The following is a 17,069-nucleotide window of genomic DNA, read 5'->3' as shown; positions in this document are numbered from 1 at the left end:
CCCCGCCCTCCGACGGAGCGGGGACGGACACTAACCGGCTCCTCCCTGTTCCCTCGGCCCGAACACACCGGGGGAACAGGGAGGGGCCGGTTAGTGTCCGCAGACCACAACCACACCACCACCAGCAGCGGGGCAGGCACGGCGACGGCGCTGCTGGAAACCAAAGCCCGCGCCCGAAACTTCGACGTCGACCAGCCCCGCGACCGCAAAGGCCGCTGGATCGAAACCGGCGCAACCGTCTCCATCTGGGGCGGCGGCACCGGCACCGTCGCCAAAAACCTCGGCAACGGCCGCCTGGAAGTCCACACCACAGGCGGCCGGAAAATCGCCGTCCACCGCAGCTACCTCACCGTCACCAAAACCCCTGCCGGCTCCGCCCCCTCCACCCGCGACGAAGACAAACCCCGCCCTCAGCAGGTAGCGAAACCCTCCGCCGACGTCGAGGACCACACCCCCACCGGAGACACGCCCACCACTGCCGCCGCCCTCAAACCCGGCCAGATCGCCCTGGTCCGGGGAACCGGCGACGACGGCCAGCAGACCGCCCGCTTCGGCCGCATCCACCAGGTCACCGCCAGCCCCGGCGGCGGTGTCGACGTCGTCTTCGTCGACGACAACGAGCGCACCACGATCCGCGCCACCAGCGACGCAGACGCCCGCATCGTGCCCGAAGCGCAGTTCACCCGCCTAGTAACGGCCGAGCAGACCGGCGACTGGGACACCGCCGACCGCATCGCCGCCCAGATCTACGCCACCCTCCAAGATGAGGGCGCTCCCGCCGCAGACCCCGACGTCAGAGCGGATGACGCACCTGAGACGGGCACCGGACAGGGCATCCCACGCGCCGGACAGTGGATCAACACCCCCGCCTTCAACGACCCCGTCCGCGTCGAACAGGTCCAAGACACCCTCACCGGCGCCGAGATCGAGGTCACCACCATCCGCGGCGACCGCCGCACCCTCGCCGAGGCCGACCTCGCCGAATGGCAGCCGGTCGACGAGCCGCGCAACCACCGCGCCGACGGCGCCCCCGCCGCCCCCCAGACCCGGCCACAGCAGGACACCCGCGCCGCCGCCGGAACAGGCGAAGACACCGCCGGAACAGGCGAAGACACCGCCGGAACAGGCGAAGACACCGCCGGAACAGGCGAAGACACCGCCGGAACAGGCGAAGACACCGCCGACAGCTACGAGGCCCGCCTCGAAGCGGCCAGCCACGGCGAAGCCGCCCTGCATTCCACGCTGAACTTCCAGCAGATCATCATGCGGGCCGTCATCGACCGGCGCATCCGCCAACGCGAGATGCGCCGCCACACCGACTCGGTCGCCGCCTACACCGAGAAACGCTACGCGCCGATCAACCAGGCCCTCTACGCCGCCCGCGGCGGCGACCTGCCCGAAGACACCCCCAGCGATGTCCGCGACCAGATCGCCGACCTCGATCTGCTGCTGAGTATCTCCCCCAGCAACCGCGACGCCGTCTACCACCGGGGACTCCGCGAACCGCAACTCCTCCTCGACAACCCCTCGCAGTGGAACCCGCAAGGCGGCAACCAGGGCATCGAGTTCACCGGACATGCTTTCACCAGCGTCTCGGCCGACGAGAACATCGCCCGCCGCTTCGCCGACGCCCGCGACCCGTGGGGCCGAGACGTCGCCGCCCACCAAAGCGACCAGGCCACCAACCCCACCCTGTTCCGCATCCTCGCCCCCGCCGGAACACGATCCCTCCAACTCACCGACATGCACGTCGCCGGCGAAGTACTCCTCGACCGCGGGCTGCGCTACCGGGTGGCGGCCGACCACGGCGTCACCGACGGCATACACCGCCTCGACCTGGAGATCATCCCCGGCCCGGAGCCGGAACGCCTGCAGGGGCGGGAAGAACGCCGCAAACAAGCCGCCGCACTGTCCAAGCAGGCCCGGGAACACTTCGACGGCGGCGACCACGACGCCGCGCTCACGCTGATCGACCAGGCCGAGCAGCAGGACGCGACCTTGCGGGACTGGGGCAAAGTCCGCGACGTCATCCGCAAGGCCCGCCCCGAAACCCCCGACACCGGCTCGCCCCAGCAGCGCGACGACGGGAACACCACCAGCCCAGACACGTCGCCGCAGGCCGCCGCAGACATCCCCGAACAGACGCCCCCCGGTGACGAGCGGCACAGCCGCCTCAACCCCGCTCCGGGCGTGTTCTCCCCCGCCGAAACCGCGAAGGTGGAAGCCGCGGCCCGCGAGTTCGCGGCCCAGCTCGCCGACACGGAGCGGGAACCGAGCCACCAGCGTTTCTCCGACGTCGGCCTCTCCCACCTCGACCTCGCCGCCGCCGTCAAGCAGGCCGCACGGTCGGCCCCCAAGAAAACGGCAGCCAAAGCCGAGCAGGAACGCATCACCCGCCTCGCGAAAGAGCTGTGGGACGAGTGGATCCGCCGCGACCGCGAACAGGACGAGCAAAACCGCCCCGCGGTTCCGCCGCCGCAGCCGCCGGCGGAACCGGCGCCCCGGCCTGACGCGCCCGAGGGCGAGGTATACGCCGACCAGGTGCAGCCTGGCGACACCGTCAAGGTTCCAGTCGCTCCGCGGGGCCACCTCGGCGCGCCCGGCCCCCACACTCCGCTACGGCCCGGCAGGTCCATCTACCAGGTGCCGTCTGCCTACCAGCCGCCCACGCAGCACCGATCACGCACTGTCGTCGAGGTAAGGCCTGGCACCGAAGCGTACCGTTCCGACGACCCGCAGCCCAACGTCACGCTTGTGTTCGACGACGGCACCACTCGAACCTACGCGGGCAACCATCGCCTCACCCGAGGCAGGCCCGTCGAAGTGTTCGACGGCGGGACCCACGTGGGCGATTGGATGCTCGGCGGCGTCATCCGACCCGGGGAACGAATCCGCCTCACCTACCGCGGCTCTGAACTGCCCCGCGGTCTTGACCCGGACACGCTCGGCATCGCCGACCCCGACCGCGTCACCGTCGAGGGCCGTGTCGCGCGCCGCCTCCGCGGAGGCACCAGCACCGTCGTGCTGGACGAGATCACCATCCGCAGGGACGACGGCACCGCCGTCGACGCGCCCAGCCAGCTACCGGTCACCGTCCAGGAGCACGTTATCCGACTCGCGGGCCACCCGCCCTCGCCCACGCCGCGCCATGTCTCCGGCGCCGACCTGGTCGCTGGGGACCGCATCCTCGCCCCCGGCGGAGCCGAAGTCACCGTCGAATCCGTACACCACGACGAAAGCACGGGGATCACGGCCGCCACGACCAGAGACGACCAGGACGGCCGGCACCGGCACCTGATCTTGCCGCAGGCGACTGTGCCGCTGGCCTCTGCCCTTCCGGCCGCCAGCAGCGCCACCCCCATCAGGGTCGAAGGCTTGGCCGTCGGTGACTGGGTGCTCAACAACAACGGCATCCCCAGCCGTGTCGTGTCAGCCCCCGTGACAGCAGACGGGCACGTCCACGTCCAAATAGCCGACGTCCAGGACGGGGGCGTCAGGCATGTGGAGTACGAGCCCGGTGAGCAACTGCTGCATATCACTTCCGCCAGCACTGCCGTAAGGGGGTCTGTCGAGCTCGAAAGACTGGGCCTGTCCGCTGTCCCGGGAACGTGGATCGTCCCCGACGGTGAAAAAGCACCCGCCCAAGTGACCGGCGTGTACCTCGACAGTCGGCCGGGCGGCAGCGAAGCGCTGCTGCGTGTCCGGTTCGAAGACGGCCGCCAAGCCACGATCGAACACGACTTCAGCCGCCCGGTGAGGCTTCAGGCGTTCCCTGGTACCGCCCCGGACCCGTGGGAGCCGACGCGCCGGGCCCGCCTGACCCCGCCGGACGGCCACGAATTCGCGGCCATCCGCGTCCCCGGCTGGGAGCTGTTCCCCGGCGATGTCGTCGCTGACGGCGGCACCCCCCGCTACGTCGCCAGAGTCATCAGGTCAGACAACGCCGTCGACGTCCAGGCGACCGACCGCGACGGCACCACCATCAGCGTCACCTACGGCCTCGACGACCAAGCCGACCGCCTGGTGGCCGTCCCCGCCGGCAGCCGCCTCGAACCGGTCACCCCCGCCGAGGTCCAGATCGGCGACCGGATCGCGGTGGCCAGCGAAGGTGAGGGCGCGGCGCTCGCCGAGGTGGTCGAGGTCCGGGCCGGCGGCGCGGTGGTCCGCAGCGGCGGCGAGCAGACCTACACGCCGCTGCGCGAGACGGCGTGGCGGATCGCCGGCGCCCGCCGCGTCGAGCCGCTTCCCCTGGACGATCAGCAGCCGTCCGGCAGGGTCCGGCTACGCACCGACCAGCGCAACCGCGTCCTCGACCTCGGCCTCGACACCGCCGACAGCCCCGCCCCTGACCTGGTGCGGCAGGCCGCAGCCCGGCTCCGCGCCCGCCAAACCCTCTCCGGCGACCAGATGCGCGCCCTCGCCGCGCACTTGCGCCGCCTCGCAGCAGACGAGCAGACCCCGGCCGCGCGGCGCCGCGCCCTCACCCGCACCGCCGCCTGGGTCGACGCCGCCCACGCCCGCCTGGAAGGGTTCCCACCGCCGCCGCACGACCCCGGCCGCCCCACCCCACAAAAAACGTTCACGCGGAACCTGTCAATGGGCGACGTCATCGCCGTCCCCGGCCCCGACGGGCAGGCCCACGCGGGCACCGTCACGTTCGTCCGCCGCATCAAGGGATTCGGGCTGATCAGCGTCGCCGTACGCCGCAATGACGGCACCGTCGACCAGCTCGTCCTCCCCGACAGCACCGACCTGTGGCTCCTGCCCGACCTGCCGCCCGACAAGCCCACCCGGCCCGAAGGGTTCACCCGCGAACATGTCACCGCTGACCGTGTCAACGTCGGCGACACCGTCCGCTGGGACGGCGACCAGATTCGCGACCCCGTCATCGGCCGAATCGAAACCATCACCCTGCGCGGCGGCGAATACCAGGAGGTGCGCCGCTACGAGGCCACGATCCGCGACGGCGACGGCCGCAGCCACACCGTCACCGTCAACGACCGCGGCTGGCCGTCGCTGGTCCGCTACGACCGCGGCGCCGCATCCGCCGGCCAGCCCTACACCGGCGTGATGCCGCCCGAAAACCCCGAGCCGGTGGGGTGGCGGGATCTGCGGGTCGGGGACCGCGCCACCGTGAGCCTGGTGACCGGCACCGTCACCGGCATCCACACCGGCCGCGACGGGGACCGGGCGACGGTGATGGTGCTGTCCGACAACGGCGAGCACCGCGCCGTCCCCGTTGCCGACGACCCCGACCAGCCCGAAGACCACGTCGACGTGTCGGTGATGCGGCTGATCGGCGCCGACGGCAACGCCGCCGGCCGTATCGACGAGACGCAGCGGGAACACGCCCGCATCACCCGGGAGCGGGAGTTCAGCGCGTTCCTCGCCGGGGTGGAGACCAGCCGGTCGCGGTGGGCCGCCACCGACATCGCCGAAGCGCTCCGCGGTCTCCCCGCCGGCGCAGACCGGAATACGGCATTCGCCGCCGCGGCGGCGCAACTCGACCGGGTCGAAGCCGCAGACGACCAGGCCGGCCGCGCGTTGGCGTACCGGCTCGGCGCCCGCGACGACACCCAAGCCGCCGCCATGGCGCAAGCGGTCACGCCGGCTGTTGACGCGGTGAAACGCCGCGCGACCGACCGGATCCGCCGTGCTCTCCTCGACGCCGACCCGCTGCCCGGCGAAACCTGGCCGCAGACGCTCGGCAGGGTCGCCGCCTCCTACCGCGACCACCCGCCCGCCCCCGGCGTGGCCCCTGCGGGGGTTTCGCTGGCCAGGCTCCGCGACCGCATCACCACCCGTGAAACGCCGTCCCCCCGGCTGCAGCCGGACACGCAAACCACCAGCGGTGTTGCTGGGCGGATGGCGGGCTACCGGGCGCAGCTGCCCGACGACCTGGCCGACCTCGGCCGCCGCCCCGTCACCCGCGCCCTATTCGACCCCACAAGCCTGGAAGACCTGGAAGCGGGCCGCGTCCCCCCTGTGCGGGAAACCACCCTGTGGGACGCCGACGTCGCCGACGACGACGGCCCCGGCGAGGACGCGATGCGGCAGCTCGCCGTGCTGCGCACCGCCGGCCGCGACCTCGACGCCCGCTACCAGCAGCACCTCGCAGGCCGGGAAACCGTTCTGCGAGCGGAACTGGATGCGGTGACCAAGGCGCGGGGCGAGGCGTGGAAAACCGCTGACGACCTCGATACGGCCATCACCAGCGCCCGCGTCACAGGCGCCCCCACCCCGGCAGATGGGGAGGCCCGCCGCGCCCAGGCGCTGGAGCGGTGGCGCCAGACGGCAGCCCGGGAGGCGGAGCTGCGCAGCATGCTCTCCGAAGCCCGCCGCGACGCCCTGGCAGCCACCCTCGCAGAGGTACGGCCCATCGGCGGCGAAGGCGTCACCTACACCGACCGGACCGGCCGCGCCCTCACCGGCCGCGCCGGCTCCAACGCCGCAGCCCTCCGCTACGCCGAACAGCTCCTGCCGTCCGACTGGCTCGCGGTCGCCCGCCAGGTAGGGCCGGTGGAAGTGGTGTCCGGACCCGGCCGCCACCTCCACACCCGCCGCGACGGCACCACCAGGATCAGCCTCCCCGCCGACGACAACACCGCCGCACCGCCCGCCGGCACCGCGGCGCCGGTGCCGATGCCGACGGCCCAGCCCGGCGGTGTGCCGAAGGCGACGGTCGCGGCGCACGAGCTCGGCCACCACATGGAAGCCGTCATCCCCGGCCTCCGCGAAGCCGGGCACGCGCTGCTATGGGACCGCACCAGCCGCGGCCCCGTCGGCGAACGCACCCGCGACGAGCCGCTGACCGGGCAGGACCGAGGCCGCGCCTTCTCCATCTACCCCGGTGACCTCCCCGACGCCCGCACCGGCCGCGTCAACCACGACGGCTCCCAAGAAGTTTTCGCGACCGTGCTGGAATCGCTGGCGGGCAACGGCGACTACCTCGACGACGACCTGCGGCAGTGGGGGCTCGGGGTGATGGCGCTGCTGGCGACAGACCAGCGGGGCCCCCGCGCAGGCGCACAGCCCGCCGAGCGGGTGCGGCGCGATCCGCTGGAAGGGGTGGACCTGCCGGCGCTGTCGGATGAGCAGCTGCGCGGACTGCTGGCGCGCATCGACGACCCGGCCGCCGCGGCGAGGCTCCGCGCCGAGCTCGACCGCCGCACCAACCCACCCGCAGAACCCGCCCCCACCAGCGCCTCGCCGCGGGTGGACGTGGAGCAGCTCGACGACGACGAACTCGCGCAGCTGATCGCCGACGGATGGGACACCTACGGGCGGGACCCGGACCGCACCGCGCTGCAGGACCGTCTCGTCGTCGAAACCGAAGCACGCCATTCGCGGCGGCGCCACCGGTTCGACACCCTCGACGACGACACCATCGGCGACCTCCCCGACGACGAGCTGATCGAGCTGATGATCGCCGGGTGGGAGGACTACGGGCAAGACCCCGTCCGCACCGCCCGCCAGGACCGGCTCATCGCCGAAACCGAAGCACGCGAAGCCGCGCGGAACCAGGACCGAAGCGGCGGGTTGGAAGATCTCGCGTCGTCGGACCTGCTGTCCATGGAGACCGACGACCTCGCCGGGCTGTTCGCCGCCAACCTCGGCCGCTACGGCATCGACCCGTCCGTCACCGCCCTGCTGGACCGGATCTCCGCCGAACTCGAGGACCGGGACCGGGCCCGCCGCGCCGCCGACGACCCCTACGCCCATTACAACGTGCAGGCGATGCCGGACGGGGAGCTGGAGGATCTCAAGGCGCGGCACATGCCGAGCTACCACTCAGACCCCCACTCCGCGGCGCTCATCTCCCGCGTCTTCGCCGAGCTCGACGCCCGCCACCGCGACCAGAACCCGCCCGACGACCGCACCCCCGAAGAGCAGCGGACCGACGAGCTCATCGCCCAGGGGTGGGACCCGCGGGAGGCGTACGCCGAAGCCCACGGCCTCGACGCAGTGGAGATGGAACGCCAGGAGCGCCGGGCGCTCATCGACGCCCAGCGCGCCCCCGAGGACAAGCAGCGCGAAGACACGGTGCGCCGCATGTACCGCCAATGGGTCCACGAGCAGTGGCTGGCCGCCGAGCAGGCGACACGCGGATATCTGCTGTCGCGGCTCGGCGTCAAAGCAGGCGTCGACCCGAGGAAGCTGTGGGGCGGAAACCCGGTCCACGCCCGCGCCTACGCCTCCGAAGAGCTGAAGAGGTGGTGGGCGGAGCAGCCGAACGGCGGCAGGATGACCTACGCAGAGTGGCGCGCCCAGTGGCTCGGCACCGCGAGCGAGGCACGCGCGGCGCGGGAACGACGCATCACCAGCGGCAACGGAAGGGACCTCGGCTGATGACCAGCACCCCCAGGCGCACACCGACGGAGACGGAACTCGCCGACGCGCGCCGCTCCGCCCGGCTCGCCGCCACCCGCGGATTCCCCGTAGGCGTCAACCCGTATGCGGCTGATCCGGAGCAGGCGTTGCTGTCGCAGGTGTGGACGGCCACCTACGCAGACACCACCCCCGATGGGGAGGTCTGACCATGGTGACCGTCCACGGATACATCGACGGGGTTTACTACGCCGTCACCGTCGGCGAACCCCGCCCCGAAGCGACCGCCACCATCGGCGTGGTGTCCGGATCGCGCCGAGCGTGCCTGCTGCTGGAACTCCGCAAGGGCCTCCCGCTCCCCGTATCAGGGCAGGTCCTCGACGTGACAGACCCCGAAACGGTGCTCGCCGCGCTCCACGAGCTGACCGACGTCAGACGCGTCGAACAAACCCCGCCAGGGTGACCAGGCCGGGGCGAGACGGTACCCGCCGCGGTGCTGCATCGTGGCGTAGTGCGGGGGATAAGGCAGCGGCTCGGGTTCGCCGCACGTGTGACCGCTGGGCTGATCGGGGGGTCGGCCCTGACGCGGTCCTGCGAACCCGAGCCGCAGCCGCTTGAGCAGGCCCCGCTCCACCCCAAGCCGCCACCGTCGGAGAGGGCCACGCCATGACGATGTACCGTGCCAACGGCACCCAGATCACCAAGTCCACCGCCCAGACCCTGGTCACCGAACAGCCCGAAACCGACCCTCTCGTCCAGGTGGAGGAACGCCTGTACGAGGCGGGCAAGGCCGACGGCACCAAGTTCCCGTCGCCGCGCCGCATCCTGCGCTTCCACGAGGGGCAGATCATCCGCCAATCGGAGCTGGACGCCTACTTCCCCGCCCCCACCATCGAGTCGGTCACCCCGGTGACCGGCCCGGCCGCCGGCGGCACCCTCGTCACCATCAAGGTCACCAACGCCACCCCCGGCACCACCGTCGCGTTCGGCGGCACCGCCGCCACCAGCGTCACCGTCGTCGACGACACCACCATCACCTGCCTCAACCCGGCCAAGACGGCCGGCGCGGTAGCCGTGGCCGTCACCAACGACTCGGCGACGGCGACCGCCGCGAACGCCTTCACCTACACCGCATAGAAAAGGCGCTGATCAGCGCGCGGAGAAACGCGGGTAAAATAGATGCCAGGGGCCGGAGTTATCCGGCCCCTGTTCTCATTCCCCAACAAAACACGCCGTAAGGAGCCGTTTCGGTGTCCGCCGATAGCATGAACGCCGTGAGCAGCACCGGAGGCCGCCCGCAGCGGCCCCACCCGAAAGTGCAGGAACGCAACCGCGCCTACAACAAGCTCCGCGACGACTGGATCGACGCCCACCCGGGCGCCGACGACGACGCCATGTGACAAGACCCCGAATTCGTCAAAGCGGCCAACGTGATCGACGGCCGCCCCGCCGACTACGGCCTCAACGGGAACTGACGCTAACAGCCCCGCCCCCGCACCCTCCCGTGCATGGGTCGGGAAGCGGGCGGCACGTGGCAGCCGCGAGACTGGCGAGGACGCTGGATCAAAATCGGCGACCGGGTACGCCTCGTCGGAGCCGGCCGGGCCGGCACCGTCAAAAGCGCCGACAAACAACGCGGCGTCACCGTCCAGTGGGACGACGGCGGCACCACCCATGTCGCCCCCCACAGGCTCCTGCGAGCCCCCTCCTCTGAACCGGCCGCCCCGGCGTCGCGGCAGCCGGAGGAACCAGACCCCGCCGCCACCCCCCACGGGGCCGATGCCTACTTCACCCGCACGGGGCAACCAGGCGACGCGTGGGTCAGATACGACGAAACCGGCGACCTGGACGGGTGGATCCGCCTCGACCGCGACGACCCCTCCACCACCGTCCGCTACCGCGAGGTGTTCAACGACCCGGCGTGGCGCAGCCAAGTCGACGCGATGGGACTACGCGAAGCCCCACCCCCCACTACTGCTGTTCCTGCGTCGCCGTTGCCGCGGCGGCGTCCCCGCACCGACCAGCCCGACCGCATCGTCGGCCTCGTCACGGGAATCCATCCGACCCAGCCCATCGGCCAGATCGTCCAGCACGTCCTGCCGCTCATCGACACCGTGCACAAGATGCCCCCCGGAATGCCCGAGATCACCCTCGCGGAGGAGACCCGTCCCGGCTATCAAGGCTCCTACACGGGACGCCGCCTCTTGCTCAACCCCCACGGGGAATACCCACACCTCACCGTCGCCCACGAACTTATGCACTATCTCGACCACCGGATCGGGTACGGGAAGGGCGAGTTCCTCAGCGACCGCGACATCGCGCCCGGCGGCATTCTGCACTCCTGGTGGGTCGCGGCCGGCAACAGCCGCATGGCCCAGGCCCTGCGAGACCTCAGAAACCTTCCCGACGGCATGCCTTTCGTCAGGCGGCAGAGCCCCACGGGCGACTATGCGCTCACAGTCGACCACGACTACATCGACTACATACTCAGCCACCGCGAGATGCTCGCTCGCTCCTACGCCCAGTGGATCGCCCTGCGAACACAGGACCCCAAGATGCTGGCCGATCTGGATCGCGCCATTGACCGTTACGGCGACCACCCGATCGTGGCGGGAACGAACATCGACGGCCTTGTCACGAGCTACAACCAGTTCTGGGACCTGCCAGACTTTACGCAGATCGCCGACGAACTAGAAGATTTCTTCATTGCCCTCGGCCTCTTGAGGTGACTCGATGACACTGGACGAACTGCTCAAGTTCCCCATCAGCGAATGGCCGGACCTGTCGCGAAGGGTCGGGCAGCAGGAATGGGATCGCCTGATGTCGGAACTCGCCACACGCTTGCAGGACGACCTGGGCACCGAAGTCGAAACGCGCTCGCCGTGGGACCGCGACGGCCCGTGCATACCCGAGATCCTCGAAGAGTGACCTTGGTCCGAACCCGCCTATCTGAGGACAGCGTCACCGCGACCGGACACTAACCGCGGCGGGCCTCCACCCTGACCAGGCATATGGACAGGGGGAGAGACACGTGGGGACGCTGCAACTCGAACGCAAGGCCGCAGGGAGCGCCGCCGCCGGCACGGTGACCACAGCCGACGAAGGCACCGTGGAAGCACTCGTATCGGTCACCAATGTGATCGACAACGTCGGCGATCTGATCGTGCCGGGCGCGTACGCCGAAACCCTCGCCGTGCGCACCCCCAAGGGCCTGTTCTCCCACGATGAGAAGGTGTGGGTGGCCCGCACCGAGCACATCGAAGAGCTCATGCCCGGTGATCCGCGGCTGCTGGCGATGACCGCGCACATCAAGGACTGGCCGGTGGACGCGGGCGGCCTGTACGTCAAGGCGCGTTTCAACCTGGAGACCACCGCAGGCCGCGAGGCGTTCTCCAACGTCAAGTTTTTCGGCCGCGAGCAGGAGTGGTCGATCGGCTACAAGGTTCCCAAGGGCGGCGCGACCCGCGACCCGCGCGGGGTACGCCGCATCAAACGGCTCCACCTGTTCGAGTACTCGCCGGTGCTGTTCGGCGCCAACAGCCGTACCTTCACCCTGTCGGTGAAGTCCAACCCCCTATCCGGCGGTCCCGTCTTCGCCGCGGGAGGCACCGTCGATCTGCCCGGTTCGATCGCCGAGTGCATCCGTGCAGGATCCCCGGCCGAGTCCAAGCGTGAGCTGATCCGGGCGGCGCGTGAGAGCGGCGCGCTCGGTGTGCTGCCCGCCGAGTGGCTGGAGGGAATGGACGCGAAGTCGGCGTTGGAAGACCTCGCCACCGCTCGCACCGGCAGTGACCAGGATGAGTGCTCTGCTGATGCAGGGGTGGACGCCGACAGCCAGACCGGCGCGTCTCCGCACGTCGAGACCAAAGCCGACACCGGCACCGACTCCGACGGCGATAGCGGGCCCGGCACGATGGTGGCGTTCATGCTGCCGCCCGACCTCGCCTCCCAGCTCGCGATACCCGACGGGTTGCCCGCCGAGCAGCTGCACGTGACCCTCGGCTACCTCGGCAAGGGCCTCGACGACACCGCGCTGGCCGCCGCAGCCGAAGCCGTCCAGCGGGCCGCCGCCACCACCGGCCCCCTCGCAGGCCGGATCGGCGGCATCGGCGCCTTCCCCCCGGGCGAGGACGGCATGCCGGTATTCGCGACCGTGGACGTGCCCGGCCTGGAAGTGCTGCGTCAACACGTCGTTGACAACCTCGCCGAGGCGGGCGTGCCCGCACGCGCTGAACACGGCTACACCCCGCACGTCACCCTCACCTACCGGCAGCCCGACCAGGTCGCGCTGCCTGACCCGCTCCCGGCCCACCCGGTCGAGTTCACCGAACTGGCCCTGGTCCGCGGCAACCAGCACGTCGCCACCTTCCCCCTCACCGCAGGAGAGGAGCTGGAAGACGACGGGTGGGACGACCTACTGCGAGACACCGACGCCCACGAGAGCGAAGACGCAGACAACGACGACGCGAAGGACGCCGAAGAGAACCCCGAGGCAAAAGCCGGGCAGTGGCCCCACGCAGGAGATCACACCGCTGCGGCACGGCAGTGGACACGGTTCGGTGCCGTGTTCACGATCGCGCCGGCCGAAACCAAATCTCGCGGCTCCCGCGACTACGGCTACATCCGCCGCGGCGGCTTCCAGCAGAACCGCGGCTGGTTCTCCCCCACCAGCAGCGGTTCTGCTGGAAGCGGTTCGGGCGGGGCGGGGACCACACCCGGGCCACGCCGAGCCGCGGGCGAAGAGAACGCACCATCGGACGAGCCCGGCAACCCACAGCCCGGAGACGGCCCACGCCGCTACCACACGACCCTGGACGGCTTAGAACACCTGGAGGAAGGGCTGAGATCAGGGATCGCCGCAGAGCACCCGATTATCCAGGGAGCGGCCTCCCGGACACGGCTCGTCGAGTTCGGCAACGGTGTCAAAGCCGTCGAGAAGTACATCAACGACGACCCGTACGTATCGCCTGAACACCAGGCCGATGCGGAAATGCTCGGCTCCTTGGTCGGCAGGGCTGTGGGAGCCCAAGTGCCCGGCGTGTTGAGGGCCGGCGACCGTCTGCTTTACCTGGAATACCTCGATTGGCCGAACGCCTACACCGTGCCCATGAACGAGCGGGCTCGGTACGCCGACACTGACAGCGGCCGTCTACTGGGCCTGCTCGACCTTGTGATCGACAACTATGATCGGAACCCGGGCAACTGGCTGGTCCTGGACGACGGCAGCGTCGCCGGTATCGACCACGGCGCTGCCTGGGAGCAGCCTTTCGAACGCTCCCCCGACGGAACGATCAAAATCCCAGAAGTCGTCAACGACTTCATGAAGCATTTCGTGCACAAGGCCAGGCAAGTGTGGCTCCCGAACGATATGGCGCCCGAGGACATCGACATCATATGGGACCGTCTCACGTCGCTCAGGGAACAGTTTCACCACCTCGGACGCGGAAGCTGGTTCACAGATATGCTGGAGCGGCTGGAAGCCGTCAAGGACGAGGCGGCAGGCACCCAGCGTAGGCTGAGGTCATGACGGGAAAGACCTTGCGCGTGACGGACGTGCGATCAGGAGCCGAAATCGGCACCATGACCCTCGACGAGGACGGTGAATGGCAGTTCACCGGGGAGGCTGATCAACTGGTGGCCAGCCGCCTAGAACGCGGCTGGTCGAACGACCGTATCTGGCGGTCGTACGACGGATGGTCCAACGGCTACATCAAAGTCGCATCCGCATAATCACCGATCTCTGAAGGCCCGCACAGCGCCCCGCGCGGGCCTTTCGCATTCCGCCCAGCCGCGGCACGGCCTGTGACCTTCACCGCGGCCGACTTCTATCCTGCCTGGCGGGTATGTCCAGTAGAAGGAGCGAAGGCCGATGCAGCAGACGCAGACCGAGACAAACCCGGCCGCCGCGGGGGACCCCGTCCAGATGTCGCTGGAAGAGGTCCGCGACAAGATCCGCGAAGCAGTCGGAGCCTGGGCCGCGGACACAGGCGGACCCGGGTGGGTCTCCAACGACGCCACCTTCGCCGACCTCGCCGTGGTGTCCGTCCACACAGACGCTCACGCGACCAGCTACCAGGTGCCCTACACCGTCACCGACGCGGGCGCCGTCACCATCGGCGACCCGGCTCCCGCCACCCTGACCGTCTCCCGCCCGTCCGGCGGCGATCCCCTGGTTGCCGTGCTGAATGAGGCGGCGGCGGCCGTCAAGCACCTCGGCTCCGATGTGGAGACCAAAGCGGGCCGTGTCCTGTCGTCCGCGAATGCCAAAGACCTCACCGCAGCGGTCGCCAACCTGATCACGGTCATGCGCCGGGCCGGGATCGACATCCCCGACCCCGGCAAACCCGCCGAGAGCCAGCCGGAGAGGTTGCCTGAGGAGCCGACGACCCACCCGGATTCGACCGCGCCCTCCGCGCTGCCGGTCGAGATGAAGACGCTGTCGGCTGCCGAGATCGCTGAGGGGGCGGAGATCATGGCTTACGCCCTCACACTCCAACCCTGACCCCCGCGGGGGGTTAGAACTTCAGCCCCAGAGCCCGCATCGCGACCTGGATCGGCCGCAAACCGGTCCCTCCGCTCTCTGGCGGGATCTGCCACCGGAACTCCCGGCCGTCCCCCGCCTGGAACACGGCCGTGCCCCCGCGCGCCGCCACATCGAAGATCGCGAAATATGTCTGGTATTCGCCGGCCGGTATGTTCCGTCCGGCGACCGGCTGGTTCACCCGCCCGGTCCACGGGTCACTCCCCGTCGTTTCGAACGTCTGCCCCTGCGCGGTCCACGTCCATCCGCTGTACGGCACAGCGTCCGCGTGGGCCAGCGCCTCGGCCTTGTAGGCGACCGCGACGTACCAGCCCTGCTCGGGCGTGTTGTTCGGGTGGCCTTTGTAGTAGTAGACGCCCGTCGGTGTGATCCGCATCGGGTAGCCGCCGTGGCCGACGGCTTCCGCAGGCTGCCCCATCTGGAGCTTCTGCGGCGCCGCAGGCGGCGCCTCAGATGTTGCGGCTTGGCTCGCGAGCGCGTCTTCGGCGGCCTCGACGTCCAGCGGGGCGGCACCTCCGCCTCCGCTGCATCCGGATATGAGAACGGCGGCTGCCAGCAGGGCCGCGGCGGCTGGAACACGCATCAAGACAGGGGGCTCCTCACACGAGGCTGCGGACGGTGAACAACGTGCCGGCGTCCAGGCCCCCGAACCGCCGCACGGTCGGGACCATAGCCGACCCTGCCGCCGGGCCGGAGCGGAACGGGCGAATCGTTCCCGCATCGTTCCAACGCTGACGCAAACCCCGCTTGGGGGGTTTCCTCCCCGTTGATCGTCTGACGTCCCGGTGCTGACCGGGCGAGCGACCGCAACGCCAAACCGTGTCAGCATCCGGGGGGATCGCCGTGACCAAGACGGCAGACATCGAAAAGCGGATCAAAGAGCTCGAAGGCCAACTCGAAACGAAAGCGGCCGAGCTCAACAAGATCTCCAACGCCCATTTCAAGGACGAGACCGGCGATGGCCACCTCGTCATCTCTCCCGAGGCCCACGCCTCCTACATGAGCACGCTGAAAGACGCCCGCGACATCAAGAGCCTGATCGCCGCGCAGCGTGAGCACCTCGGCATCGAGCAGTACCTCGACGAACCCGCCGACACCTCCTACGCCGCCCGCGACGCTGTCGCCGCCGCCTCCGGCCGCCAGCACAAGAGCCTGTCGGACGCGTTCTTGGAGTCTGAGGCGTATCTGGAGATGAAGTCGGGCGGGTTCCGCCAGTTCGGCCAGGTCGCCGACTTCGAGCAGGGCCTCTACTCGTTCGAGCGTAAAGACGTGTTCACCCTGTCGGGTGGGACGCACACCACGCACGGGTTCGGCACCGCCGAGGACGTCGGCCTCACCGAGCGGCAGCTGCGGCCCGGCCGCGTCCGCGACCTGTTCCCGTCCGAGAAGACCACCAGCAACATCCTCATCGGTCTCCGCGAGCTCGGGTTCGTCTCCAACGCCGATGTGGTGCCGGAGCGGCAGCAGCCCGGCGGCGGCCCCGCACTCGGCGACGTCACCGACGAGTTCGGCATGCCGAACACGTCCGTGACGCGGTTCAAGCCGTACAAGGCGCCGATCGTCGAGGTCGCGCACCTCCAGTACGTCCACAAGAACACCCTCGCCGACGAGGCGCGGCTGCGGGGCATCCTCGACCGCAACATGGTCGACGGCATCAAGATGCGGGAAGACGTCGAAATCCTGTACGGCACCGGCGACGGCGACCGCATCACCGGCCTGTGGAACACCCCTGGCGTCCAGACCTACACCGGCGAGACCGCCGACGCCGCGATCAAGTCGCTTCAGCTTCGCCGCGCCGCCACGCGGGCGATGCTCGCCTACTACGAGGCCACAGGCGTGGTCCTGCACCCGCTGGACTGGGAGCAGATCGAAACAGAGCGCGGCACCGACGGCCAGTACACGATCGCGATCTCGGTTGCGGTGGGTGGCGAGAAGCGGGTGTGGCGGCAGAAGGTCGTCGACACCACCGCCATCACCCAGGGCACGTTCCTGACCGCCGCGTTCGGCTACGGCGCCAAACTCTACGACCGCGAGTCGGTGTCGGTGCAGGCGTCCACCGAAGCGGGCCGAGCCTTTGAGGCCGGATACGTCGTGCTGCGCGGCTCGGAGCGGATCGGGCTCGTGGTCGACCGGCCGGAGTCGATCGTGCTCGGCACGTTCGCTCCCACCCCGTAACCACGCCGCATGGATGGCGGGCCTT

Annotated in this window: 12 protein-coding genes; 11 read left to right on the top strand and 1 reads right to left on the bottom strand. The window is 70.1% G+C overall.

Annotated features, from left to right (window positions below; genetic code table 11):
• Positions 1-93 precede the first annotated feature (93 nt).
• The 10 genes from BLQ73_RS20140 to BLQ73_RS20100 all read left to right on the top strand — a co-directional run bounded on the left by BLQ73_RS20140 (position 94) and on the right by BLQ73_RS20100 (position 14,830).
• On the top strand, positions 94-8,349 hold the full coding sequence (locus BLQ73_RS20140) for an ADP-ribosyltransferase (RefSeq protein WP_093172169.1): 8,256 nt from the start codon (positions 94-96) through the stop codon (positions 8,347-8,349).
• On the top strand, positions 8,349-8,537 hold the full coding sequence (locus tag BLQ73_RS20135) for a hypothetical protein (protein ID WP_093172167.1): 189 nt from the start codon (positions 8,349-8,351) through the stop codon (positions 8,535-8,537). Before BLQ73_RS20140 ends, BLQ73_RS20135 begins: the two co-directional genes overlap by 1 nt.
• A gap of 2 nt (positions 8,538-8,539) precedes the next feature.
• Positions 8,540-8,791, top strand: coding sequence for a hypothetical protein (locus BLQ73_RS20130; protein WP_093172165.1), 252 nt, complete (start codon positions 8,540-8,542; stop codon positions 8,789-8,791).
• A 203-nt stretch (positions 8,792-8,994) separates the two neighbouring features.
• Positions 8,995-9,465, top strand: a complete 471-nt coding sequence (locus tag BLQ73_RS20125) for an IPT/TIG domain-containing protein (RefSeq protein ID WP_093172163.1) — start codon at positions 8,995-8,997, stop codon at positions 9,463-9,465.
• 137 nt (positions 9,466-9,602) lie between these two features.
• Complete coding sequence (locus BLQ73_RS34655; RefSeq protein WP_275936302.1) at positions 9,603-9,728, top strand: hypothetical protein; 126 nt, start codon at positions 9,603-9,605, stop codon at positions 9,726-9,728.
• Between the two features lie 108 nt (positions 9,729-9,836).
• Entirely contained in the window at positions 9,837-11,057 is a 1,221-nt protein-coding gene (locus BLQ73_RS20120; RefSeq protein WP_093172161.1) for a hypothetical protein, read from the top strand.
• Positions 11,058-11,061: 4 nt separating this feature from the next.
• Positions 11,062-11,256, top strand: a complete 195-nt coding sequence (locus BLQ73_RS20115; RefSeq protein WP_093172159.1) for a hypothetical protein — start codon at positions 11,062-11,064, stop codon at positions 11,254-11,256.
• 103 nt (positions 11,257-11,359) lie between these two features.
• Complete coding sequence (locus tag BLQ73_RS20110) at positions 11,360-13,855, top strand: 2'-5' RNA ligase family protein (protein WP_093172157.1); 2,496 nt, start codon at positions 11,360-11,362, stop codon at positions 13,853-13,855.
• A complete protein-coding gene (locus BLQ73_RS20105) occupies positions 13,852-14,058 on the top strand; it encodes a VCBS domain-containing protein (protein ID WP_093172155.1) in 207 nt (68 codons plus the stop codon). Before BLQ73_RS20110 ends, BLQ73_RS20105 begins: the two co-directional genes overlap by 4 nt.
• Before the next feature lie 139 nt (positions 14,059-14,197).
• Positions 14,198-14,830, top strand: a complete 633-nt coding sequence (locus tag BLQ73_RS20100) for a hypothetical protein (RefSeq protein WP_093172153.1) — start codon at positions 14,198-14,200, stop codon at positions 14,828-14,830.
• Between the two features lie 13 nt (positions 14,831-14,843).
• Here BLQ73_RS20100 and BLQ73_RS20095 read toward each other — a convergent pair whose 3' ends face one another.
• Complete coding sequence (locus BLQ73_RS20095; protein ID WP_143020343.1) at positions 14,844-15,455, bottom strand: hypothetical protein; 612 nt, start codon at positions 15,453-15,455, stop codon at positions 14,844-14,846.
• A gap of 257 nt (positions 15,456-15,712) precedes the next feature.
• On the opposite strand from BLQ73_RS20095, the gene BLQ73_RS20090 reads away from it, so the two are divergent.
• Complete coding sequence (locus tag BLQ73_RS20090) at positions 15,713-17,044, top strand: phage major capsid protein (protein WP_093172149.1); 1,332 nt, start codon at positions 15,713-15,715, stop codon at positions 17,042-17,044.
• Positions 17,045-17,069: the final 25 nt, after the last annotated feature.

This window comes from Sinosporangium album (assembly GCF_900100605.1).
Lineage (GTDB): Bacteria > Actinomycetota > Actinomycetes > Streptosporangiales > Streptosporangiaceae > Sinosporangium > Sinosporangium album.
The sequence above is the reverse complement of the archived record's forward strand: the minus strand, read 5'-3'. Positions and strand labels throughout refer to the sequence as shown.